Raw genomic sequence first — 23,012 nt, 5'->3', positions numbered from 1 at the left:
CTTCACGGGGTCAGGACCGACGACACCAGCAGCTGTGTATAGGCGTGCTGGGGATCGTCGAGGATTTGGTCGGTCAGGCCGGTCTCCACCACCTGGCCACGGCGCATCACCATCAGGCGATGGGCCAGCAGGCGGGCCACCGCCAGGTCATGGGTGACCAGGATCACCGAAAGGCCGAGCTCGCGTACCAGGGTGCGCAGCATGTCGAGCAGCCGGGCCTGCACGGAGACATCCAGCCCCCCGGTGGGCTCGTCCATGAACACCAGGTTGGGGCGGGTGACCAGGGTGCGGGCGATCTGCAGGCGCTGTTGCATGCCGCCGGAGAAGGTCTTCGGGGCGTCATCGATGCGCCGCGGGTCGAGCTCGACACGCCCCATCCAGTCCTGGCCGGCGGCACGCAGCTGTCCATAGTGGCGCTCGCCCAGGGCCATCAGGCGCTCGCCGATGTTGGCCCCGGCCGAGACGCCCAGGCGCAGGCCATCGCGGGGGTTCTGGTGCACCAGGCCCCACTCCATGCGCAGCAGCGCGCGACGGCGGGCCTCGCCGATGGCGTAGAGGTCGAGCTCGCCCTCGTGGCCGGCTCCGTCGCGGCCCTGGGCGGCGACTGAGTGATAGACCACCTGGCCGGCATCGGGGCGCTCCATCCCGGCGAGCAGACGCAGCAGTGTCGACTTGCCGGAGCCGGACTCGCCGACGATCCCGAGCACCTCACCGCGGTGCAGGCGGATATCGATGGCCTCGCAGCCCTTGCCGGGGCCGTAGAGACGTGAGACGCCACGCGCTTCGAGCAGCGTGGCGCGATCAAGGTCGGGACGCTTCATGCCACCTCCTCAACACGTGACTGGCAGTAGTCGGTATCAGAGCAGACGAACATGCGCCCGCCCTGGTCGTCGGTGATCACCTCGTCGAGGAAGGTGTCGCGCGCCCCGCAGATGGCGCAGGGGGCATCCCACTGCTGGACCTCGAACGGGTGGTCCTCGAAGTCCAGGCTCTCCACCCGCGTGTAGGGCGGGATGGCGTAGAGGCGCTTCTCGCGCCCGGCCCCGAACAGCATCAGCGCCTCATTCATGTGCAGCTTGGGGTTGTCGAACTTGGGGATCGGCGAGGGGTCGGTGACGTAGCGCCCGTCCACCTTGACCGGGTAGGCGTAGGTGGTGGCGATATGGCCGTGGCGGGCGATGTCCTCGTAGAGCTTGACGTGCATGACCCCGTACTCCTCCAGGGCATGCATCAGCCGGGTCTCCTCTTCGCTGGGTTCGATGAAGCGCAGCGGCTCGGGGATCGGCACCTGGAAGATCAGCAGCTGCCCCTGGCGAAGGGGCTGTTCGGGGACGCGGTGGCGGGTCTGGATCACGTCGGCCTCACCGGTGGCGGTGGTGGTGGTGACACCGGCCACGCGCTCGAAGAAGGCGCGGATGCTCACCGCATTGGTGGTGTCGTCGGCGCCCTGGTCGATCACCTTGAGCACGTCGTCCTGGCCCAGCACGCTGGCGGTCAGCTGCATGCCGCCGGTGCCCCAGCCATAGGGCATCGGCATCTCGCGCCCGCCAAAGGGCACCTGGTAGCCGGGGATCGCCACCGCCTTGAGCAGGCCGCGACGGATCATGCGCTTGGTCTGTTCGTCCAGGTAGGCGAAGTTGTAGCCGCTGGCGGTGCATTCGCTCGCCGTCATGCTTGCTGCTCCTTGACCGGGTCGCTGTGGGTGGCATTCGAGGTGGCGGTATTGGTCTCCGTGTCGACACCGGAGCCGATATCGGCACGCGTGGCGTGCTCGCAGCGCAGCCGTCGCAGCAATTCAAGCTCCGACTGGAAGTCGACGTAGTGCGGCAGCTTGAGGTGGGAGACGAAGCCCGCGGCCTCGACGCTGTCGGCATGGGCCAGCACGAACTCCGCCTGCTGGGCGGGGCCGGCGGCCGTCTCGCCCAGCTCCTCGGCACGCAGGGCACGGTCGACCAGCGCCATGGCCATGGTCTTGCGCTCGTTGTGGCCGAAGGCCAGGCCGTAGCCGCGGGTGAACTGGGGCGCGGTCTCCCGCGAGCCGCCGAACTGGTTGATCATCTGGCACTCGCTGATCTCGATCTCGCCGATGCACAGCGGCTCGTCGCCCTCCTCGACCGCGATCTCCACCTCCACGGTGCCGAGGCGAATCTCGCCGGCGAAGGGGTGTTTGCGGCCGTAGCCGCGCTGGGTGGAGTAGCCCAGTGCCAGCAGGTAGCCTTCGTCGCCCCGGGCCAGCATCTGCAGGCGGGTGGCGCGGTCCACCGGGAAGTCGGGGGGATCGCGGGTGATGTCGTAGGGCTCGGCGCCGTCATCCTCCTCGCGCTCGATCAGCCCCTCGGCGTCGAGCAGTTCAAGCACCTGGGGGCAGTCGGCCAGAGTCTCCTCGGCCGCGGCCGGCGCCGCCACTTCGGCGTTGGCCAGCTGCAGGAAGTCCAGCAGACGGTGGGTGTAGTCGTAGGTCGGGCCCAGCACCTGGCCACCTGGAATGTCCTTGTAGGTGGCGCTGATTCGACGTTCGATGCGCATCGCGGACGTGTCCAGCGGCAACGTCTCGGCCAGGCGCGGCAGCGTGGTGCGGTAAGCGCGCAGCAGGAAGACCGCCTCGACCATGTCGCCACTGGCCTGCTTGATGGCCAGGGCGGCAAGCTCGGGGTCGTAGAGCGAGGCCTCGGCCATCACCCGGGAGACGGCCAGGCGCAGCTGTCCCTCGACCTGGGAGACAGCAAGCTCCGGCGTCTCGCGCGGGCCACGGCGGCGGTCGGCCAGCCAGCGGTGGGCATTGGCGATGGCCTGCTCGCCCCCCTTCACGGCGACATACATGTGTCGACCTCCTCGGAAGCAGAACGGGTGATACGGGTGCTGCGGGGCACGGCGGCGAGCCGGGTGCCGCAGGTGAGGATGGCGTCAAGCCCGCGGGGAAAGCGGGCACGATTGGCGGCGAGCCGCGTCATCAGCGCCTCTCCGCCCTGCCCCACGACCAGGTGCCGCTGGCCGGGAATGCCAGGGCCGCTCAGAGCCCAGGGACCAGCGGTATCCAGGCGGTCGAGCATCACCACCAGGGTGGTGCTGCGGTCGGGGTAAGTGTCACTGCCTTCCTGGAAGGCGGGTGCCTCAGCCTCGCCCTTTGCGGCCAGGGTGGCAGGCGTGACGAGGGCGAGGTCGGCCTCGTCAGGACGCTCGGCCTGACGAGCCCCGGTGTGGAAGGCCAGGGCCTCGCCGAGGCCGACGGCATCGAGCTCGGGGGCCAGCCAGACGCGGGTGTCGAGGTCGCACAGGGTCAGCAGTGTCGCCCAGCAGGCGGTGCCGATAGCGGCCCCGGGTGGCGGCAGCGGGGCCCCGCCCACCTCGGCGAAGGTGCCGGGCTCGGCCATCGCCGAGAGCAGCTGGCGATAGACCCGCTGGCTGTCGTGCACGGGGTTGTCGAAGGCGTTCCAGCGCATGGTTACTCTCCCCTGACCAGGGTGAAGAAATCGACCCGGGTCGCCGCGGCGCGCCGGGCATTCTCGTCGCGCTTGGCGTCGAGCGCTTGCTCCAGCGGAGCCACCAGTCCTTCCTCGATGGCGGCTTGCCAGTGGTGGCGCCTCGCACAGGCGTCCACCAGGGCGATCAGCTCGGCATGGCGAGGGTCGCGTCCCTTCACCCAGCCATGGCCCAGCGGCGATCTGGCATCGGCAGCCGCGCCGTCATCGTCGGTCAGCTGGACGCTGGCCCGGGTGAGAGTCATCTCGCCCAGGTTGAAGGCGTTGCCGGTGCCGCCCATGCGGCCGCGCACCATGGCCATGCCCACCTCGGGGCCGCGCACGCAGCGGTAGTCGGGGGTGATCCCCAGTCGAGCCCAGTGCTCGGCCAGGCGGTCACGGGGAGTCAGCGCGAGGATGCGCTGACGTCGTACAGAGGTCATGAAGACACCTCGTCAGTCGGTGAGTCGGGGAAATCGATGTGGTAGGCGAGCCGGTCGGCCCGGGCACGGCTGATCGAGACCTCGACCAGGGCGCCGTCGGCATCCACGTTGTCGCTGGTCAGCTGGAGCAGCGGTGCCTGGTCGGCACAGCACAGCAGGCGCTGGTCGTCGCGATCGGCGCCGGCGGCCTCGATGCGCACGCGCAGGCGGTGCAGGCGCAGGCCGTAGTGCTGATCCAGCAGCGCCCGGGTCGAGCCGCCGCGATAGCGCTCCAGCCAGCCGGGAAGGCGCTCGGGGTCGAACCAGTGACGCAGGCGCATCAGCGGGGCCTCGTCCACCCAGCGCAGGGTGTCCACGGCGATCAGGGGGGTCTCGGCGGCAACACCGAAGCGCATGGCCACGCCCTCCGGGGCGGGCGTCATGGCCTGGTGCAGGCACTCCGTGCGCGAGGCGATGCCGCGCTCGGCCAGGTGATGGGTGACCTTGCTGGCGGCACTCACCGCGTAGTCCAGGCGGCGGTCGACGACCAGGGTACCGAGGCCCTGGTGGCGCGTGACCAGACCGGCGCGAACCAGCTCGTCGAGCGCCCGGCGCACGGTGTGGCGGTTGACGCCGAAACGCCTGGCCAGGTGGGTCTCACCCGGCAGCCATTCGCCGGGCTGGAAGTGCGTACGCACCTCCTGGGCCAGGGTGTCGGCCAGTGCCTGGTAGCGGGGTTCGCGAAGCGCTTGTCTAGACATGTCGGCTCCTGAAAAAGAGCGCTTCAGATGAAGCGCTTGCGAACCTGTTGCGAGACCATGTCGAGCAGCGTCACGGCGACAATGATCACCAGCAGAATGGTGGCGGTCTCGGTGTACTGGAATCCGCGCATGGTTTCCCACAACGCGACGCCGATGCCGCCACCGCCGACCATGCCCAGCACGGTGGCCGAGCGAATATTGGACTCGAAGCGGTAGAGGCTGACCGAGATCCATAGCGGCAGCACCTGGGGAATCAGCCCGAAGACGATCTCCTCGATACGCCCGGCCCCGGTGACCCGCACGCCCTCCATGGGGCCGGCGTCGCTGGCCTCCACGGCCTCGGAGAAGAGCTTGGCGAGCACCCCGGTGGTATGGACAAAGAGCGCCAGGGTGCCGGCGAAGGGCCCCAAGCCCACGGCGACCACGAAGAGCATGGCGAAGACCAGCTCGTTGATGGCGCGACAGGCATCCATCAGGCGACGCATGGGCTGGTGGATCCACCAGGGGGCGAGGTTCTCGGAGGAGAGCAGGCTGCAGGGCACCGCACAGATCACCGCGAGCAGCGTGCCCCAGATGGCGATCTGGATGGTGACCAGCATCTGATCGATGTAGTGACCCAGGTTGCCCAGGCTCGGCGGCATGAAGTCGCCGGCAAGCTCGGCCATGTTGTCGGCATTGGCGACCAGTTGGCCCGGCTGCATCTCGGCGCCCTGCCAGGCCCAGCCGAGGACCGCCAGGGTGACGCCCCAGCCGATCAACGTGCTCCAGCGGCGCCGCGGCAGCTGGGCATTCAGGGTGGCGTGTTGCATGTTCATGGAGACTCCCGAAGAGGGGCCATCACGGCCCCTCGTGATGACGCTAGGCGGTCAGGGTTACTGGCTGGCCATGGCGGTGGTCGGCGCGTCGCCGGCACTGGCCTGCAGCTCGTCCATGCGCTGGTTGAGGGCGTCGAGCTTCTCATCGAGCTCGGCCAGCTGGGCCTCGCGCTCCTCGGCGGAGAGGCTGTCGTCCTTGGCGACCTGGGCACGCTCCTTGAAGAGTTCGAGCTGGCGGATCGGCAGCAGCTGGTCGTTGTCCGATTCGTCGAAGCCCGACCACTGCAGCGGTTCAAGGATCTCGCGCTGGGCGTCGGTCTCGCCGTAGGAGTAGAAGAACTCACTCAAGTCGGCCTTGAGCTCCTCGGGCAGGTTCTTGCGCCATACCAGCGGGTCGGACGGGATCAGCGGCGACTTCCAGATCACCTTGAGCTGCTCGGCCTTCTCCGGGTGGTTGATCTCCAGGCGCTCCATGCTCTCGGTGTTGAAGGTGGCCACGTCGACCTGGCCGTTGGCCACGGTCAGCGCGTTGGTCTCGTGGTTGGCGTTAAGGGTGCGCTTGAAGGCGGTGGAAGCATCGACGCCGTTCTTGGCGAAGACGTAGTAGCCCGGCACCAGGTAGCCGGAGGTGGAGTTGGGATCGCCGTTGCCGAACACCAGCTCGTCGGCGCGCTCCAGCACCTCCTCGACGTTGTCGAGGTCGCTGTCACGGTGGGTGATCATCAGGCTCCAGTAGCCCGGGGCCCCGTTGTAGGCGACGGTCTGGGCGAAGATCTCGCCGCCGGCGCGGTCGACGGCCTCCATGGCGGACTTGTTGCCGTACCAGGCCAGGTCGACCTTGTCGAAGCGCATGGCCTGGATGACGGCGGCATAGTCAGTGGCGAAGAAGGGCTTCACCTCACGGCCCAGCTCGCGGGACATGTCGTCCAGGAAGGGCTGCCACTGGTCCGCCTGGTTCTGGCTGGATTCGGTGGAGATGATGCCGAAGTTGAGGGCCTCGGCGGCCAGGGTCAGCTGGCTGGCGAAGAGGCCGGCACCGGCGATCAGGGGCAGTGCGAAACGACGAAGCGTGAAGCGGGACATGGAGAGGTCTCCTTGAGGGTGTCGTGTGAGCGTTCAGTGGTTGGGATGGGGCGGGTGTCGCATTTCGGGTCTGCTGGTGCGCGGGGTGTTACCCCAGCGCTCCGACGGCGCTGCCGATGTCGTTGGCCGCCGGTCGGGCATGCAGCTCATCCAGGCCGGCGTTGGCATAGAGCGCTTCGAGGCGGGCATCGGTGAGATCGCTGGTGGGGCCATCGAAGTAGAGCCGGCCCTCCTTCAGCGCGATGGTGCGCGGGCAGAAGCGGCGCGCCACCTCCACCTGATGCAGGGTGACCAGCACCGTGCGGCCGTCCTCGGCGTTGATGCGGGCCAGGATCTCCATCACCTCGCGGGAACTGCGCGGGTCCAGCGAGGCAATCGGTTCATCGGCGAGAATGATGTCGGCGTCCTGCATGAGGACCCGGGCGATGGCCACGCGCTGCATCTGGCCGCCGGAGAGGGTGTTCGCGCGCTGGTGGGCCAGGGAGTCGATGCCGACCCGGGCCAGGGCACGCAGCGCCTGCTGGGTTTCCTCGGCCGTGAAGCGGCCCAGCAGGGAACGGCCGCGAGGCATGCTGCCCAGCCGGCCGATCAGCACGTTGGTGAGCACGCTCAGGCGGCCGACGAGGTTGAACTGCTGGAAGATGTAGCCGGTGCGGCAGCGTTCGGTGCGGGTGCGGCGAGACAGGCGGCCGGCGCTCTGGATGTCGCGGCCCAGCACCTCGATGCGGCTGTGGCTGTCGCGGTTGGCGCGGGTGAGACCGGCCATATGGCGCATCAGAGTGGACTTGCCGGAACCGGAGGGTCCCACCAGGGCGACCATCTCGCCGGGGGAGACGGAAAAGCCAACCTCGCGAAGGACCGGATGCTGACCGAAGGTCTTGCTGACCCGATCGACCAGGATGCTATGAATCGACATGACGCCTCTCCTCTTGGGAATGGCATCAGTGTCGTGGCATCAGGTTAACGGCAGTTGTCTAGACAATGATGATCTCGTGACACGAGAACCGAATTGGCACTAGGGGAGATTGGCCAAGCAGGAATACTCCCATTAAGAATCAGAGACATGAGGAGCACCTGACATTTCATCGTCATCAGAATGACCGTGAAATGTCATATATGAACCACCCGGGTATTCTAGACAGCCGTCAGGCTATGGGGATAACGCCGTTCGTACTCGATGGGTGACAGGTCATCGCTCGTGCCGTGACGACGCCTCAGGCTATAGAACATCTCGGTATAATCGAGCACACCGCTCCTGGCGGCTTCCCGGTTCGAATAGGTTCGGCGCGTGATACGTTCTTGCTGTCGGAGGACACCATGACAACCCCCTGGGCTTGCGGCGCCAGACGGCTGTCAGCAAGGCATCCAAGGCCAGGTCGGTAGCCATGCGCGGCTTCATCGACAAGTCCATGACTTGGCACGAGGATAAGTCGGTGACACCGACAAATAGGGCCAGCCCTCGTGGGTGCAGATATGGGTGATGCCGGTGACCCAGGCGACATTGGGTGCCGGCACGTCAAGTCGGCGACCCAGACGATTGGGCGACACCATCGCCGGCTTGCCTCCATAGGCGCCGGGACCCTACCCCACTGTAAGCCCTATACTCGAAGTGGTCAGAGACCGGCTGCGATAATGTAAGCGACACGACGAGTACCGAGCCGGATTCGATGACGACCTCCTGCTTGCTGCAGGAGGTCGACGCGGAGGAGCACGAGGATGCATGACGCCCTGAAGGCCCTCTCCGAGAATGCCCGCGCGAAGATGAAGAAGGCTTCGCAGCCCGGTTTCGTCGAGCCGATGAAGGCGACGCTGGTGGACGAGCCCTTTTCCGACCCCGACTGGATCTACGAGCGCAAGCTCGACGGCGAGCGCTGCCTGCTGCACAAGAAGGGGCGCACGGTGGCGCTCTACTCGCGGAACGAGAAGCGGAAAAACCACACCTACCCCGAGATCGCGGAAGCGGTAAGCAAGCTCGACGGGGACTTTATCCTCGATTCGGAGATCGTGACCTTCGACGGGAAGGTGACCAGTTTCAAACGACTGCAGAAGCGCATCCACCGTAAGGCGCCCGATGCAGACATCCTCAGGGAATTTCCGGTCTACGCCTACGCCTTCGACATCCTCTACCTCGAGGGTTACGACCTGACCGACCTCCCCCTACGGGAGCGAAAGAAGGTCCTGCGAAGGGCGTTCGAGTGGGCGTCGCCCCTGCGCCTTCTGCCGCACCGCAACGAGCAGGGAGAGGCCTATCTCAAGGAGGCGTCGAAGAAGGGCTGGGAAGGCCTGATCGCGAAGGATGCCCGGTCCCCTTACGTGCACGGGCGCTCCAGGAGCTGGTTGAAGTTCAAGTGCGGCCACCGCCAGGAAATGGTGATCGCCGGCTATACGGAGCCGAAAGGCGAGCGGGTCGGCTTCGGCGCGCTGCTGCTCGGTTACTACGAGGACGGCGCGCTTCGCTATGCGGGCCGCGTGGGTACCGGCTTCGACGAGGCATTCCTGACATCCTTCCACAAGACCATGCAGCGCGAGGAGCGCGATACGTCGCCCTACGCCGATGACATGGAGGAGGACGCGGACATCCACTGGATCGAACCAAGGTTCGTCGGCGAGGTGGGATTCACGGAATGGACGCAGGATGGCCGTCTGCGACATCCGCGCTTCCTTGGCCTGCGCAACGACAAGGATCCCCAGGAGGTCAGGAGGGAGACCGCCCAATGAAACCCAACCAGGTCGAGATTTCACACCCCGACAAGGTGCTGTTCCCGGATACGGGCATCACCAAGGGTGAGCTCGCCGATTACTACGCGCGAATCGCCGAGCGCTTGCTGCCTTACGCGGAGGGCCGCCCGCTGACCCTTCGCGCCTTTCCGGAAGGCATCGGCGAGGCGGGGTTCTTCAACAAGCATGCGCCCGACCATTTTCCCGACTTCATCAGGCGTATCGAGGTGCCCACCCGCGACGCCGGCAGAAAGGCCGCTCTCATGTCCAGCGCCGACGAGGCGGCCGACCTGGTGTACTTCGCCGGGCAAAACGTGATCGAGATCCACGCGGCACTCTCCACGGAGGCGGACCTCGAGAAGCCGGACCAGCTCATTGTCGATTTCGATCCCTCCGACGACGATTTCGACAAGGTGCGAAGGGTGGCCCTGGGGTTGTGCGATTTGCTTGATTCCTTGGCACTTAACGCCTTCTGGAAGACGACGGGCTCGAGGGGGCTGCACGCCCACATTCCGATTCGCCCCGAACGGGATTTCAGCACGGTCAAGGAGTGGGCGAAGGCGCTCGCCCGCAAGCTGCACGAGGAGATGCCCGCGGAAACCACGCTGGAGCAGCGCAAGGAGAAGCGAGGCGACAAGGTCTACATCGACGTGCTGCGTAACGACTATGGGCAGACGGCGGTCCTGCCCTACTCGGTGCGCGCCAGGGAAGGCGCCCCGGTCGCGATGCCGATCCGCGCGGACGAACTGGAAGACAGCGATCTCCTGCCGGACCGTTATACCCTGAAGAACGTCTTCCAGCGCCTCGGCCAGGTCGAGGATCCCTGGCACCACTTCAAGCGTCGACGCATCGGGGCGAAGCGCCTGGCGGAGGCCGTCAGCTGAGGAGCATCACGCCTCCCCGCTGCCCAGGCACGCCCGCCAGCCACGTCACCCTGTCGAGCTAGAAGGTATAGTCGACGCCCACCCAGAGGCTGCGGCCCGGCTCGTTCAGGGGCAGGGCCAGGCTCTCCGGATCTTCGGCAAGGAAGGGGTCGCTGGCGCTGCGGTTGCGGTTGAGGAAGTCGCTGTAGGTCTTGTCGAGCAGGTTGCTGACCCCGGCACGCAGGGTCATGGCCTGCCAGCGCCAGGCCGCCTCGGCATCCAGCACCACATAGCCCGACGTGGCCACCTCGTCCGGCCCCAGGCGGTCCTGGGCGTCGGAGAAGCGGGCCGTGATGCCGGCTTCCCAGGCCTCGCGAACATGGAACTGAGAGAGCTGGCCACGCAGCGGGGCGATATCCGCCAGGGCCCCGCCGTCATCCAGGTTGTCACCGCGCACCCAGCTCAGCTGGCCGCGGGTCTCCCAATGATGCGCCCAGCGCAGATCGCCGGAGAGCTCCACGCCGTAGAGGGTGGCGTCGATATTGCGGTAGACGCTGACGCCATCCCGCGTGTCGCGGAAGATATAGTCGTCGACGCGGTCGGCGAAGGCCGCCACCTCGACGCCGCCCCTGGCCAGTCGCCGCTCCAGCCCCACGTCCAGCTGGTGGTGCACCTCGGGGTCGAGGCCGGGGTTGCCCACCCAGTCCTCCTTGGCGAAGTAGCGCTCGGTGGCGTCGGCGTCGCGCTCGGCACGGCTCAGGCTGGCGTAGAGGGTGTCGGTGTCGCTCAGGCGCTGCTCGCCGCGCAGGAAGGCCCCCACCAGCCAGGCGTCGTGGTCCAGGTCGCCCGCCGCGCCATACTCGCGGCGGTAGAGATCGGCCGCCACCACGCCGGTGTCGCTGGCCTGGTCGGCGGCATCGGCGCTGGCCTCGGAGTAGTCCAGTCGCAGGCCGCCGCTAACGGTGGTGCGCTCGCCCAGGTAATGGTCCAGTTCGGCGAACACGCCGGACTGGCGGGTGGTCACGTCGGGCCAGGAGAGGAAGGCCACCTTGTCCGCGGTGTCGTTGATGATCCGCGCGTCGCGCACGTTCTGCAGCACGTTGACCCCGAAGCGAAGGTCGCTGTCAGCCAGCTGCCGCACAACCATGCTCTTCCAGGTGAGGGTGTCGGACTCGGTGGGCGAGCGCATCTTCATCATCGGCGCTTCACGCAGAGAATAATTGTCCATCACGTGGTCGATGGTGGTGAACTGCAGGCGATTTTCCATCCGCAGGGTGTCGGAGAAGGCGTGGTCGAGGCGTACCCGCAGGGTGTCGTTGTCGCTCTCCGGGGAGTCCATGCCGGCGCCGGCGAACTTGACGTCGCGTTCCCGCACGCCCTCGTAGCCGAACGCCACCTCAGTGTCGGCTGTAGGCGTGAACCCGAGGGTCAGGCCACCGCTGGTGGTCTCGAAGCCACTGTGGATGCGCCGGCCATCGCCATCCTCGTAGTCGTTGGCCTCCTGGTGCTCGCCGAACAGCCGCCAGTAGCCGTTCTCGTTGCCGGCGACCAGGTTGGCATAGAGGCCGGCGCGCTCGCCGTTGTCGTCGTAGCTCGCCCCCACGCTGCCCTGCTGCTGGACGTCGCCACCGTCGAAGTCCGGCGTGGTGCGCTCGAAGAGCACGGTGCCCCCGCTGCCGCCGGCACCGTGCTGCAGGGTAGTCACGCCCTTGCTCACCGTCACCCGGTCGAAGCTGTGCAGCGGCGCATAGGCGGTGGGCGGGTCCATGCGGTTGGGACAACCGCCGAAGACGTAGCCCCCATCCATCAGGATATTCAGCGCATTGCCCTGCTGGCCACGGATCACCGGGTCGAGGCCGTGCCCGCCCATGCGCACCGCCTCGATGCCATTGATCCGGCGCAGCCATTCGCCGGCATCCGCCGCCGGCGCGGGGGACTGGCGGGGCGCGATCGAGAGCTCACCGGGCACGCCGGCGCTCCCCTCGATGATCATGGTGGCGAGGGTCTCGGTCTCGGCCTGGGCAACACCGGCCCAGCCAGCGGCGATGCAGGCCACCAACGGCAGGCGGCGAAGGATTGGCGTAGTCATGGTCCCGTGCTCTTTCGAATCAGTTTATAAGGCACGGGAATATTAAGTCGGGATGAAATGACCCGAAATGGGTCAGGATGCCGCATGGGCATATCGCGGACGTAGCGTGCGACCCAGCGGGGATACACCTCGGGTTCGGGATGGGTCACGAATGTCCCCGAGGCGTTCACCCTCGTTCAGCGGCGGTTCTCGGCCTCCTCGGCCAGGGCCTCCAGGGCCGTCAGGTCCAACAGGGTCACCTCTCGTCCCCTCAGCTCGAGCAGGCCATGCCGCTGGAAGCGGCTCATCAGGCGGCTGACGGTCTCCAGCGCCAGCCCCAGGAAGCTGCCGATGTCGGCCCGCGACATGGCCAACTGGAAGCCATAGGGCGAGTAGCCCCGCGCGGCATGACGCTCTGACATATCCATCAGGAAGCTTGCCAGGCGTCGCTCTGCGGTGGCGAAGGCAAGCAGGCAATGCAGGCGCTGGTCGCGGTGGAGTTCCTGGCTCATGCAGCGGTAGAACGCCCCGCGCAGCGCCGGCAGCCGGTTACCCAGCGCCTCCAGTGAGGCGAACGGCAGTTCGCAGACGAAGCTGCTCTCCAGCGCCACCACGCTGGTCGGGTGGATCGCCTCGCCGACCGCGTCCAGCCCTGCCATTTCACTGGGAAGCAGGAAATGGGTCACATTCTCGCGATACCCGACGTCGCCCACCACCTGCTTGAAGCTTCCCGAGCGCACCACGTAGAGGCTGGTGAAGGGCTGCCCCTGGCGCATCAGCAGCGCCCCACGTTTGAGTGGCCGAGGACGGCGGATGATGGCATCAAACTGCTCCAGGTCCTCAGCGGCCAGCCCCAGCGGCAGGCAATGCGTACAGAGGCTGCAGCCCTGACAGCGCGACACCTGGCCCGACGGCATCGCCGCCTGGCCGGTGGGAAGATGGGTCATGGTGAACTCCCTGTTCCTTGACGACCGGATCGTTCAAGGCCCGGCCCGACTCCACGGCACCGAAGTTGCCTTGACAGTCATCAAGCGTAGTTCAGGAAGCAGCGATACAAAATGACAGTGCCACGTTACCGCCTGCCTTCAGGAGCGCGATGGCAAGAGCAGCGTCGCCTGTGTGCCGGAGAACATGCCCCTCACAGCCTTACAGAAAGGTTCCTCATCCTTTTGTCGTAAAAATGACATGTCCGATTGTCAGTCCGATTCTAGGTCGATATGTTGAGTTCTGACGCCGAACGTATCTTCGCTATGCGCACAAGTTACGTTGACGTCAAGGTCAATACAATAAACGATCTGCCTCCTGCAGGGGCAGCCACGCATCGAAAGGAACCGCAAGTGACAATTCAAAAACGCGTCAAGCACGCCGCCATCTTCTCCGCCAGCGCCCTGGCCCTCGCCGTGGCCAGCGCTTCCCATGCCGTCGATTTCGAGGTGGGCGACACCACCGCCAGCGTCTATGGCTACGCCAAGCTGGATATCATCTACGACGTGGATGCCGACCTGGGCAACTCCATCGGCCACAGCAATATTGCCCTGGACGACGAGCCCAGCCAGGATGGCCACTTCAATATGCATGCCTACCAGAGCCGCATCGGCTTCCAGACCAGCACGCCGGTCTCGGGCAGCGACCTGGTGACCCGCATCGAGGGTGACTTCTATGGCAGCGGCGGCGGCTCCTTCCGCCTGCGTCACGCATACGGCTCATGGGACGGCATCCTGGCCGGCCAGACCTGGACCAACTTCTACGGCTTTGTGGCCGGCACCCCGACCGTCGACTTCACCGGCCCTCCCGGCGTAGCCAATCAGGCCCGCCAGCCTCAGCTGCGCTACACAGCCGGCAACTTCTCCATGGCCATCGAGGACCCGGACACTCTGGGTGGCTCCGAAACAGCCTTGGTCGACACGGTTGAAGGTGAAGAAGATGTTGCCAAGAGCAGCATGCCTGACCTGACCGCGCGCTATACCGACACCTCCGGCCCCTTCAAGTACTCCGCCTCCGCCGTACTGCGCCGACTCGAATACGATGCCGAAGCCTATCCGGCTGCTGACGTAGACGATGACTCGGCCTTTGGCTGGGGCATGGCCCTGGAAGCCGCTATGGACGTCTCCGAGGCGCTGACCCTGCGTGCTGGCGTGACCCATGGCGACGGCATGGGCGGCTACCTGAACGTCAGCCCACAGTCTTCCCCGGCCTACCTGGCCAGCAATGGCGAACTCGAAACCCTCGAGAGCACCGGCGGTACCATCGGCGTCAGCCTCAAGGCCGGTCCCGGTGCCATCAACGCCTCCTATAACGTCGCCACCGTCGATCTGGACGACGAGGAAATCTCTGGCACTGACACACACGAGACAGCCTATCTGAACTACATCTGGTCGCCGGCCGAGCGCATCAGCTACGGCATCGAGACCAGCTGGGCCAGCCGCGAGACCAAGGATGATCGCGACGGCGATGCCACTCGCATCCAGGGCATGGTGATGTACAGCTTCTAAGCCGAGCCGATGGCGGGGCCCGCCCCGCCATCATTGCGATAGCGCTTTACGACACAAGCAGCCGCATATTCGATCCTTTCACCCCGGCCAGCTGGCCGGGGTTTTTTGTGCGCATGTGCCAATCAGCTGATATAGAACAAGGCATTAATGGCTGCTTAATCGCATTAATCCAGTGATTGTCCTGCAATACAGGCTCTATAAAACAGATCATGCTGTTTTTTGATCGATATCAAGCTTTTCCTTCCATTCCCCCATGGGCCGGGAGTGCCGAGATGGTTAGCATGGCATCCATTGGCGGCACCGGGATCATCAGGGGAACCAGGGACGCCGCCGCACCTCCTCCGCCACGGAGGCGAACCCGCAGAAGGAAGATGCCTGATGAAACACCACTCCGACCTCAAGTCCGCCGCGCTGCTTGCTACCGGCACCCTGGCGCTCGTCTTCGCCTCGGCCTCCCATGCCATCGATTTCGAGGCGGGAGACACCACCGCCAGCCTTTATGGCTACGCCAAGCTGGACATGATCCATGACATCGACAATGAACTCGGCGACCTGGTAGCCCGGCCGCGGATCCTGATCGATGGCCAGTCCGGCAGCGATGGCCACACCACCCTGCACGCCTACCAGAGCCGCATCGGCTTCATGACCACCACCCCCATGGGTGGAAGCCAGCTCAAGACCCAGGTGGAGGTGGACTGGTTCGACAATGCCCCTGAGGGCGGCGACCTGCGCCTGCGCCATGCCTACGGCAGTTGGAACGGCGTGCTGGCGGGCAAGACCTGGACCAACTTCGGCAGCCTGCTGGGCAAGACCCCCACCATCGACTTCGCCCCCCAGCCGGGCCAGAGCAAGGCGGGTCGAAAGGCGCAGCTGCGTTTCTCCCGGGCCAACTGGCACATCGCCCTGGAGAATCCTGACCCCGAGGACTACAAGGACGGCGTCGCCACGAGCTTCAACCCCAAGCGGGGCATCTACAACGAACATGACGACGCCAAGAGCGGCCTGCCCGACCTGACCCTGCGCTACCAGAACCAGGCCGGCGGCCTGCACTACTCCGCCTCGGCCATGGCGCGCCAGCTGGAGGTCGAAGGGCAAGGCGTGGACGACAGCGCCACCGGCTGGGGGCTCAACCTGGCCGCCCGCTATCCAGCCACGGAGCGCCTGACCCTGCGTGGCGCCGTGACCTGGGGTGACGGCATCGGTGAATACCTGCAGAACAACCCCTCGGCACCCGGCTACCTGGAGGATGGCAGCATCGAGATCCTCGAGGCCTGGGGCGCCAACGTCGGCATGAGCCTGGCCGCCGGCCCGGGGGCCATCAACCTGGGCTACGGCATCTCCAGGACCGACCTGGACGACGCCCGGGAGGCCGGCATCGCTGGCGTGGAGGGCGCCAACGAGCAGTTTGAGGCGGTGCACCTGAACTATATCTGGTCACCCATCGAGCGCGTCAGCTACGGCGTGGAAGCGGGCTACCACACTCGTGAGGTGGTCGACGGCCGCGACGGCGATGCCCTGCGCCTGCAGGGCATGGTGATGTATCGCTTCTAGCGGTGAGAACACCGATGCCATGCAGCGATACCCTTACCCCGGCCGGGCGGCCGGGGCTTCCTCATGACAACGGCTCAATGGCAAACACGCATCGCCATGTAAGCCTGGCCAAGGCGGTGACACCAAGCAGCAAGACCTGACGACAGGTCTCTTCCTCTCACCGCAAGACCATGAGGTGTCACCATGAAGATGAAGCTGCTGTTTGCCGGCCTGCTTACCAGCCTGATGATGGCCGGTTCCGCCCTGGCCATGGACTCCGAAACCATCGAGGAGCATATGGCCAAGATCAACGACCAATACATCCAGACAAGCGAAGAGGAGGGCAAGGTCGAGGCACTCGAGGAAAAAGTCGAGGCGCTCGAGGAGATGCTCCAGATGATCATAGACGACCAGGATGCCTGACGACCTCAGAACCCTGAGGCATTACAACGAGGCCCCCGACGCAAAATGCGCCGGGGGCCCGTCATGTCGTGGCGCTGGAAAGGGTTACCGGCGATCCAGCTGCTGCACCTTGAGCTCGTAGTTATTCACCCCGGTCATGGATGATCCGAACTTCTGGCCCTGCACGCGAATGCGATAGCGACCGGGTGCCAGGTCGGTGGTCATGTCGACATCACCATCGAAGCCCTGACCGGCGCCTTCGGCTACCACGCGACCGGCCTCGTCGAGCACCTCCAGCTCGATGCGGTAGGTGTCCTCGTAGCCGCTGGGGTAGGTCGAGGTGGTGATCGCGACGGTGCCGCGCTCGGCCACCTCGAAAGTCAACACTTCGCCACTCGCCCGGATCTTGACGTCGGTGACAATGGTCTCGAAGCTGCGTGCCGACGCTTCGGCTTCTTGCCTCGCTGGCTCTTGCGCTGTCTGGGCAGCGGCTTCCGCTACTTCGGGTGCATCAGCGGTAGCGGCCGCTGTCCCAGCCGCCGCGCCGGCAGCTGCCTCCTGGCTCGGCGCAGCAATGGTCGCCACGTCGTCCCGGTTACGCACGAAGACGCTGCGACTGCCCTCACGGCCGTTTCCGGTAAAGGCGAACCCCTGGCCATCGCTGACGCCATCCTCCAGTCGACGGCCCTGGCTATCCAGTCCCGAGACGGTGATATAGAAACTGTTACCCGCCTTGCTGCGAGTGCCGAACTTTCGGCCTTCCACGCGTAGTGTGTAGTCACCGGGCTGCAGGCGCTGCCTCATGGCCAGGCCGCCGTTCTGGCCCAGCGCCTCGCCGCGCGCGATCTCCTGCCCTTGATCGTCCAGCAGTACGGCCGCCACACGATAGTCCTCGGAGAACCCGCCTGGAACTCGGCTCTCGAAAAGATACTGGCCGGCCTCGTTGACCGTGAAGTCATGCTCGTGCGGGCTGCCGTAAAGGAAGCTTCGACTACGGGCGTCGTTGTCGGCCTGCAGGAAGCCGGTAAGATCGAGCTGCCGGCCCTCCTCGCGGAAACGCTCTTCCATCTCGCTGGCCAGCGCCGCAGCACTCCCGAGGGACAGACCCAGTGTCAGCAGGCTGGCGGTGATAATCGGCTGTTTCATGGGACCTCGCATCAGGCAATGAAAAAAGCCGATCCATTGAGGATCGGCTTTCGATGTTCCACTCATCAAGCAGGGTTAACCTGCCAGAGGATTTAGAACAGGTAGGTCACGCCGACACCGAGGGCGTCTTTCTCGTCGAATTCACGATCGTACATCGCGTACTCAGACCAGACATACATGGCGTCGGAAATGTTGTAGTTGGCACCGAGGATGACCTCGTTATAGGTCTCGTCACGATCCTGCTCATCCTGGAGTGACTCATCCAGTTCGGAGAGGAAGGTACCGGCGCCCACGTCGACGTACTGGTAGGCAGCGTAGATATCGCCGTTACCGTAGCCGTAACGCGCGCCCAGCGCATAGAAGTTGGTGTCGTCACCGTCTTCAATGTCTGAATCGAAGCGCTCAACCTTGGCAGACAGGCGCAGGGTATCAACGGTGTACTGGGCGGTGATACCGTACTGGTTACCTACGCTGTCGACTTCGCCGGTGTCGGTATCAGTGTACTGGAGATTTTCCAGGTTATCGTACACAGCGGCGATGGAGAAGGCTCCAGCGGTATACTTCACGCCGCCAAAGGCAGAGGCGCTGCTGGAGTCGTCGATGTTTTCTTGCTCAGCGTCGCCCTTGTACTGGGTACCCACGGCAAACTGGAAGCCGCTGAAGGAGGGCGAGGTGTAGGTAACTTTGTCGGTTTCCTGATTGGCGCCGCCACCGTGGGCGGTGGTGGAATCAGAAACGTCAAAACCTTCGTTGTTGGTGATCGGGTCCTGGATCCAGTCGTCGATCAGCTGGTCGTAGGAACCGAGACGAACGTCACCGAAGTTGCCCTTCAGGCCGACATAGGCCTGGTCGCCGGAATCGTTGGCATCAGTAGCCGTCTTCATTTCGTCGGCCTTGATGTCGTCGAACTCGAGCTTCAGGTAGCCGGTGAGGCCCTCGCTGATGACGTGCTCGGCGGCGAAACCGAAGGTAGTGCCGTTGTCGGCGATCTGGTCCCTGGACTCGGCGCCAACCACTTCACCGGCATCATTTTCAACAGCGGTTTCGATGTCGAAGTAGGCAATCTGGATGTTGCCGTAGATGTCGAGCTTGGTGCCGTCTTGGTTGTAGACGGTGGCGGCCTGGGCGCCGGAAGCGGCCAGGGCACCGGCGATAGCAGTCGCTAACAGTGTCTTTTTCATTGCGATAGTTCCTTATTGACTAGCTTGCTGTTTCGATCGTGGCTGCCCGTTCTTGGTGAGCGGGTCAGCGGGCTTGGCCGGTCTTGGTGCCGGTTCTCGTGCCTGCGGGCTCCCTCCCGGGAGGTGGCAGGTCGCGAGCCAGACCTCGGCAAAGCCTTAGTTATAGTCCAATGCTCGCAAGAGGAACTCTATACCGGGATATACGGGAACGCAACAAGAAAAAAACACTGTTTTCCTTCGCTGCGAACACCGTTCTCCGATGTCTCCTCCAGCCTTGCGGTTCGGGCGCCATCCCGGCGAGCCCGGTACCCCTTCCGCCAGCCACGGCGATCCGGCAAGCGAATCAGGTACCTGGCGCGATGAGCAGGTTTATCATGCCCCGCGAATATGACGAGAGCAAGTCAGCGCATCAACGCTGGTTGTGCTTGGCGAGCAGCGCGGAGAGCTTCTCTTCCAGGGTGGCGGGCTCCTGGCGCGGCGTGGCGCCATGCCCGGCACCCTCGGCCGCGGCGGGAGCCCGGTTCGAGGAGGGAGCGGCGGTCCTGGCCGCGTCAGGCCGGGGTGCCTCGGCGGAGGGCTTGCCGCCCTTGGCGGTATCCGCCTTCCTGCCGCGCTGCCGGGCCGGGCGGCCCTTCTGGCGGCGGTCGGCCTGCAGCCGCTCGAGTTTCTTGTGGGCATGTTCGGCGGCCGCGGCATCCACCCGCCCCGCCGGCTCGCCGGCCAGGTCGAGGCGCTCGGCGCCCTCGCGCACGGACTTGAGGTAGCGCGGCAGGTTGACATAGCAGGCCAGCGCCCGGCGCACCAGCTTCTCGGGCCAGGGCTCGCGCGCGGTCAGCTCCTCGTGGATGCCGACCTTGAGCGGTCGGGTGTGGCCCTTGAAGAAGGTCGAGGAGTAGCGCTGGTACCACTGGTCGAGCAGCGCCTGGGGGGAAGGCGCCTCATCGGAGGACGCCTCGCCCGCGGGCTTCGCTTCAACGGCGGGCTCGGGGTCAGCCTGTGGCGGCTCCGGCGCCGGCGGAGCGGTCTTCTCGGGAGTGGCCGGGGGTTCGCCAGCGGCCTCGCCGATATCGGGCTGCCGGGGGCGATGGCCGATCAGCGCGGAGAGCCCCTGGGCGCGGCGCGCCTGGCGATGGAAGAGCGACGCCGGGGCCTCGGCGGGCTCGCGTTCCAGCAACCGTCGGTTGTGCGCCTCGAGTTCGCGATTCTGCTCGTCGAGCTCGCGGTTCTCCTCGGCGAGCTCCAGGCGGGTGGCCTCCAGCTCGGCAAGACGCGCTTCCAGCTCGCCGCAACGTGTCGCCAGGGCCTCCCGACCGGCCTGCTCCTCGCGGACCTCGGCGGCCAGTTCGGCATTGCTCGCCTCCAGCTCGACGCGACGGCGTTCCAGCTCGGCCAGCCGAGACTGCAGGGCATCCTGCTGGACGCGGGATTCCCGCAATACGCCCAGCAAGGCCGCAGCGCGGCTCTCCAGCTGTTCCAGCAGGCGGGTTGAGCGTTCCTCGATCAAGTCCTGGCCCTCCAGTGCGCCTTCCCGGTGATTATTCGGGCCACGGCCGAAGGCTATGGCACCTGCTGCTCAGTCTGTGCCAGGCGTGGCGCGGTGACAAATGTCGCCGGCCGGCGACGGCGTCAACGTCGCTACCCTTCACACCGACGGTACTGCACGAAGTGGTAGGCCGGCTGGCCCTCGGCGGGCTCGCCGGGCACGCGCTGCACCTCCTCCCATTCGGTCGTGTCGAGCTCGGGGAAACGGGCATCGCCCTCCACCTCGATATCAACCTCGGTGAGATAGAGCCGGCTGGCGAAGGGCAGCGCCTGGGCGTAGATCTGCGCGCCGCCCATCACCATGATCTCCTCGACGCCATCGATGGTGGCCTGCTGGTCGGCGAGGCGCAACGCGGAGGCGAGGTCATGGCAGACCCGCACGCCCTCGGGCTGGAAGTCGGGGTCGCGGGTCACCACGATGTTGAGCCGCCCGGGCAGCGGCCGGCCGATGGACTCATACGTCTTGCGCCCCATCACCAGCGGCTTGGCCTGGGTCATGCGCTTGAAGAACCGGAGGTCCTCCGGCAGGTACCAGGGCAGCGCGTTGTCCACCCCGATCACCCGGTTGCGGGAGAGCGCGGCGATCATCGCCACGGGGATGAGGGTCTCGTCGGTCATGCCAGGGGTCTCGCTCATACGGCCACCTCGGCCTTGATATGGGGATGGGGGTCGTAGCCCTCGATGGCGATATGCTCGAAGCGGAAATCGAAGAGGTCGGTGACGCCCGGGTCAAGCACCAGCCGCGGTGCCTCGCGCGGCGTGCGCGAGAGCTGGTCCTCGGCCTGCTCGAGGTGATTCAGGTAGAGGTGGGCATCACCCAGGGTGTGCACGAAGTCGCCGGGCTCGAGCCCCGAGACCCGGGCGATCATCTGGGTGAGCAGCGCGTAGCTGGCGATATTGAAGGGCACGCCCAGGAAGATGTCCGCGCTGCGCTGGTAGAGCTGGCAGGAGAGCCGCCCCTCGGCCACGTAGAACTGGAACAGGCAGTGGCACGGCGGCAGGGCCATCTCGTCCACCAGCGCCGGGTTCCAGGCCGAGACGATCAGCCGCCTTGAGCGCGGGTTCTCGCGGATCTGCTCGAGAAGCTTCGCGATCTGGTCGACATGGCCGCCGCGGGGGTCGGGCCAGCTGCGCCACTGGTAGCCGTAGACCGGGCCGAGGTCGCCGTTCTCGTCGGCCCACTCGTCCCAGATGCGCACCCCGTTCGCCTTGAGGTAGGCGATGTTGGTGTCGCCGGCCAGGAACCACAGCAGCTCGTGGATGATCGAGCGCAGGTGCAGCTTCTTGGTAGTGACCAGCGGGAAGCCGCGCGCGAGGTCGAAACGCATCTGGTGGCCGAACAGCGAGCGGGTGCCGACGCCGGTGCGGTCGTCGCGCTCCACGCCGCGGTCGAGCACCTGGCGCATCAGGTCGAGATAGGGCTGTTCGAGAGCGGGGAGCTTCTGGTCGGTCACGGCGTTCATCTGGGTAGGGTGTGTAGGAGCAAGGATTCTACACACCCGGCGACACTCCCTGAAGGCATAGAGGGCCAACCCTCCAGATTATCACGAAAGCACTCCGTCGCTCGTTCTTGCTCCTTGCTCCTTGCTCCTTGCTCCTTGCTCCTTGCTCCTTGCTCCTTGCTCCTTGCTCCTTGCTCCTTGCTCCTTGCTCCTTGCTCCTTGCTCCTTGCTCCTTGCTCCTTGCTCCTTGCTCTTTGCTCCCTTGTCCCTGCCCCTCATTCTTTCACATCCACCGGCTGCCGGCGCGACCAGGCGATCAGCGCCAGTCCGGCGGCGATCATCGGCAGCGTCAGCAGCATGCCCATGGTCACCCAGCCGAAGGCCAGGTAGCCGATATGGGCATCCGGCAGGCGCACGAACTCCACCAGGAAGCGGAAGGCGCCGTAGAGCACGAGGAAGAGCCCGGAAACCAGCCCGCGGCGCTGCGGCCGGGCCGAGACCCACCACAGCACCACGAAGAGCACGGCCCCCTCCAGCAGCGCCTCGTAGAGGGACGAGGGGTGGCGCGGCTCGGGCCCCATGCCGGGAAAGGGCATGCCCCAGGGCAGCCCGGTCACGCGGCCGGGAAGCTCGTGGTTGATGAAGTTGCCGATGCGCCCCGCCCCCAGGCCGATGGGCACCAGGGGGGCAACGAAATCGGTCAGGGTGAAGAAGGCCAGTCGCTTCTTCCTGGCGAACCACAGGGCGGCGAGCAGCACCCCCACCAGGCCGCCGTGGAAGCTCATACCACCATCCCAGACGCGGAAGATCCACAGCGGGTCGGCGAGCCACTGGGCGAGGCCATAGAAGAGCGCGTAGCCGAGCCGGCCGCCGACCACCACGCCGATAGCGGCATAGAACAGCAGGTCGCCCACGTCGTCGCGGGTCAGGCCGATGCGCTCGGCCCGCCGGCGCCCCAGGAACCAGGCGGCGACGAAGCCGACGACGTACATCAGGCCATACCAGTGGACCTGAAAGGGACCGAGGGAGATGGCCACGGGGTCGATATCGGGATAGTTCAGCATGCAAGGCCCTTGGGTAACGGAAGTG

General features: G+C 65.8%; 22 protein-coding genes. 5 read left to right on the top strand and 17 right to left on the bottom strand.

What is annotated here, in order from left to right; all coding sequences use genetic code 11:
• Positions 1–2: 2 nt before the first annotated feature.
• The 9 genes from phnK to phnC all read right to left on the bottom strand — a co-directional run bounded on the left by phnK (position 3) and on the right by phnC (position 7,455).
• The gene (gene phnK, locus P8934_RS04500) at positions 3–821 is read right to left on the bottom strand and encodes a phosphonate C-P lyase system protein PhnK (protein WP_278033132.1); all 819 of its coding nucleotides are present in this window, start codon (positions 819–821) and stop codon (positions 3–5) included.
• Complete coding sequence (locus P8934_RS04495; RefSeq protein WP_278033131.1) at positions 818–1,672, bottom strand: alpha-D-ribose 1-methylphosphonate 5-phosphate C-P-lyase PhnJ; 855 nt, start codon at positions 1,670–1,672, stop codon at positions 818–820. The genes phnK and P8934_RS04495 overlap by 4 nt, the downstream gene beginning before the upstream one ends.
• Positions 1,669–2,820: a carbon-phosphorus lyase complex subunit PhnI gene (locus tag P8934_RS04490; RefSeq protein WP_278033130.1), complete on the bottom strand. Its 1,152-nt coding sequence runs from the start codon at positions 2,818–2,820 to the stop codon at positions 1,669–1,671. Before P8934_RS04490 ends, P8934_RS04495 begins: the two co-directional genes overlap by 4 nt.
• Entirely contained in the window at positions 2,805–3,440 is a 636-nt protein-coding gene (gene phnH, locus P8934_RS04485) for a phosphonate C-P lyase system protein PhnH (RefSeq protein WP_278033129.1), read from the bottom strand. The genes P8934_RS04490 and phnH overlap by 16 nt, the downstream gene beginning before the upstream one ends.
• 2 nt (positions 3,441–3,442) lie before the next feature.
• A complete protein-coding gene (gene phnG, locus P8934_RS04480) occupies positions 3,443–3,901 on the bottom strand; it encodes a phosphonate C-P lyase system protein PhnG (protein WP_278033128.1) in 459 nt (152 codons plus the stop codon).
• Entirely contained in the window at positions 3,898–4,641 is a 744-nt protein-coding gene (phnF, locus tag P8934_RS04475; RefSeq protein ID WP_278033127.1) for a phosphonate metabolism transcriptional regulator PhnF, read from the bottom strand. The genes phnG and phnF overlap by 4 nt, the downstream gene beginning before the upstream one ends.
• A gap of 23 nt (positions 4,642–4,664) precedes the next feature.
• Positions 4,665–5,456, bottom strand: coding sequence for a phosphonate ABC transporter, permease protein PhnE (phnE, locus tag P8934_RS04470; protein WP_278033126.1), 792 nt, complete (start codon positions 5,454–5,456; stop codon positions 4,665–4,667).
• A gap of 57 nt (positions 5,457–5,513) precedes the next feature.
• Entirely contained in the window at positions 5,514–6,539 is a 1,026-nt protein-coding gene (gene phnD / locus P8934_RS04465; protein WP_278033125.1) for a phosphonate ABC transporter substrate-binding protein, read from the bottom strand.
• Positions 6,540–6,627: 88 nt separating this feature from the next.
• Complete coding sequence (gene phnC / locus P8934_RS04460; protein ID WP_278033124.1) at positions 6,628–7,455, bottom strand: phosphonate ABC transporter ATP-binding protein; 828 nt, start codon at positions 7,453–7,455, stop codon at positions 6,628–6,630.
• 800 nt (positions 7,456–8,255) lie between these two features.
• Between phnC and ligD (P8934_RS04455) the strand changes: the two genes are divergently transcribed.
• Together ligD (P8934_RS04455) and ligD (P8934_RS04450) are read left to right on the top strand one after the other, a co-directional pair.
• Positions 8,256–9,257 carry a non-homologous end-joining DNA ligase gene (ligD, locus tag P8934_RS04455; protein WP_278033123.1) on the top strand — a complete coding sequence of 334 codons (1,002 nt, stop codon included), beginning with the start codon at positions 8,256–8,258 and terminating at the stop codon, positions 9,255–9,257.
• Complete coding sequence (gene ligD / locus P8934_RS04450; RefSeq protein WP_278033122.1) at positions 9,254–10,141, top strand: non-homologous end-joining DNA ligase; 888 nt, start codon at positions 9,254–9,256, stop codon at positions 10,139–10,141. The genes ligD (P8934_RS04455) and ligD (P8934_RS04450) overlap by 4 nt, the downstream gene beginning before the upstream one ends.
• A 58-nt stretch (positions 10,142–10,199) precedes the next feature.
• On the opposite strand, the gene P8934_RS04445 is transcribed toward ligD (P8934_RS04450), so the two are convergent.
• Together P8934_RS04445 and fnr are read right to left on the bottom strand one after the other, a co-directional pair.
• Complete coding sequence (locus P8934_RS04445; protein WP_278033121.1) at positions 10,200–12,209, bottom strand: TonB-dependent receptor; 2,010 nt, start codon at positions 12,207–12,209, stop codon at positions 10,200–10,202.
• 176 nt (positions 12,210–12,385) lie between these two features.
• Entirely contained in the window at positions 12,386–13,135 is a 750-nt protein-coding gene (gene fnr / locus P8934_RS04440; RefSeq protein ID WP_278033120.1) for a fumarate/nitrate reduction transcriptional regulator Fnr, read from the bottom strand.
• A 390-nt stretch (positions 13,136–13,525) separates the two neighbouring features.
• Here fnr and P8934_RS04435 point away from each other — a divergent pair, with 390 nt between their 5' ends.
• The 3 genes from P8934_RS04435 (at position 13,526) to P8934_RS04425 (ending at position 16,633) form a co-directional block, all read left to right on the top strand.
• Positions 13,526–14,680, top strand: a complete 1,155-nt coding sequence (locus P8934_RS04435; protein ID WP_278033119.1) for a DcaP family trimeric outer membrane transporter — start codon at positions 13,526–13,528, stop codon at positions 14,678–14,680.
• Between the two features lie 378 nt (positions 14,681–15,058).
• On the top strand, positions 15,059–16,231 hold the full coding sequence (locus tag P8934_RS04430; RefSeq protein ID WP_278033118.1) for a hypothetical protein: 1,173 nt from the start codon (positions 15,059–15,061) through the stop codon (positions 16,229–16,231).
• A gap of 183 nt (positions 16,232–16,414) precedes the next feature.
• Positions 16,415–16,633 (top strand): hypothetical protein, encoded by a 219-nt coding sequence (locus tag P8934_RS04425; RefSeq protein WP_278033117.1) that lies wholly within the window; start codon positions 16,415–16,417, stop codon positions 16,631–16,633.
• 84 nt (positions 16,634–16,717) lie between these two features.
• Here P8934_RS04425 and P8934_RS04420 read toward each other — a convergent pair whose 3' ends face one another.
• From P8934_RS04420 to lgt, 6 genes are all read right to left on the bottom strand, one after another.
• Positions 16,718–17,758: a hypothetical protein gene (locus P8934_RS04420; protein ID WP_278033116.1), complete on the bottom strand. Its 1,041-nt coding sequence runs from the start codon at positions 17,756–17,758 to the stop codon at positions 16,718–16,720.
• A gap of 92 nt (positions 17,759–17,850) precedes the next feature.
• A complete protein-coding gene (locus P8934_RS04415; protein WP_278033115.1) occupies positions 17,851–18,939 on the bottom strand; it encodes a porin in 1,089 nt (362 codons plus the stop codon).
• A gap of 409 nt (positions 18,940–19,348) precedes the next feature.
• Complete coding sequence (locus tag P8934_RS04410; protein ID WP_278033114.1) at positions 19,349–20,443, bottom strand: ProQ/FINO family protein; 1,095 nt, start codon at positions 20,441–20,443, stop codon at positions 19,349–19,351.
• 131 nt (positions 20,444–20,574) lie between these two features.
• Positions 20,575–21,099, bottom strand: a complete 525-nt coding sequence (locus P8934_RS04405; RefSeq protein WP_278033994.1) for a dihydrofolate reductase — start codon at positions 21,097–21,099, stop codon at positions 20,575–20,577.
• Between the two features lie 14 nt (positions 21,100–21,113).
• A complete protein-coding gene (locus P8934_RS04400; RefSeq protein ID WP_278033113.1) occupies positions 21,114–21,944 on the bottom strand; it encodes a thymidylate synthase in 831 nt (276 codons plus the stop codon).
• A gap of 254 nt (positions 21,945–22,198) precedes the next feature.
• Positions 22,199–22,987 (bottom strand): prolipoprotein diacylglyceryl transferase, encoded by a 789-nt coding sequence (gene lgt / locus P8934_RS04395; RefSeq protein WP_278033112.1) that lies wholly within the window; start codon positions 22,985–22,987, stop codon positions 22,199–22,201.
• Positions 22,988–23,012 lie beyond the last annotated feature (25 nt).

This window comes from Halomonas sp. CKK8 (genome assembly GCF_029625235.1).
Lineage (GTDB): Bacteria > Pseudomonadota > Gammaproteobacteria > Pseudomonadales > Halomonadaceae > Halomonas > Halomonas ventosae.
Note: the sequence above shows the minus strand (reverse complement) of the source record. Positions and strands in the feature narration are given on the sequence as shown.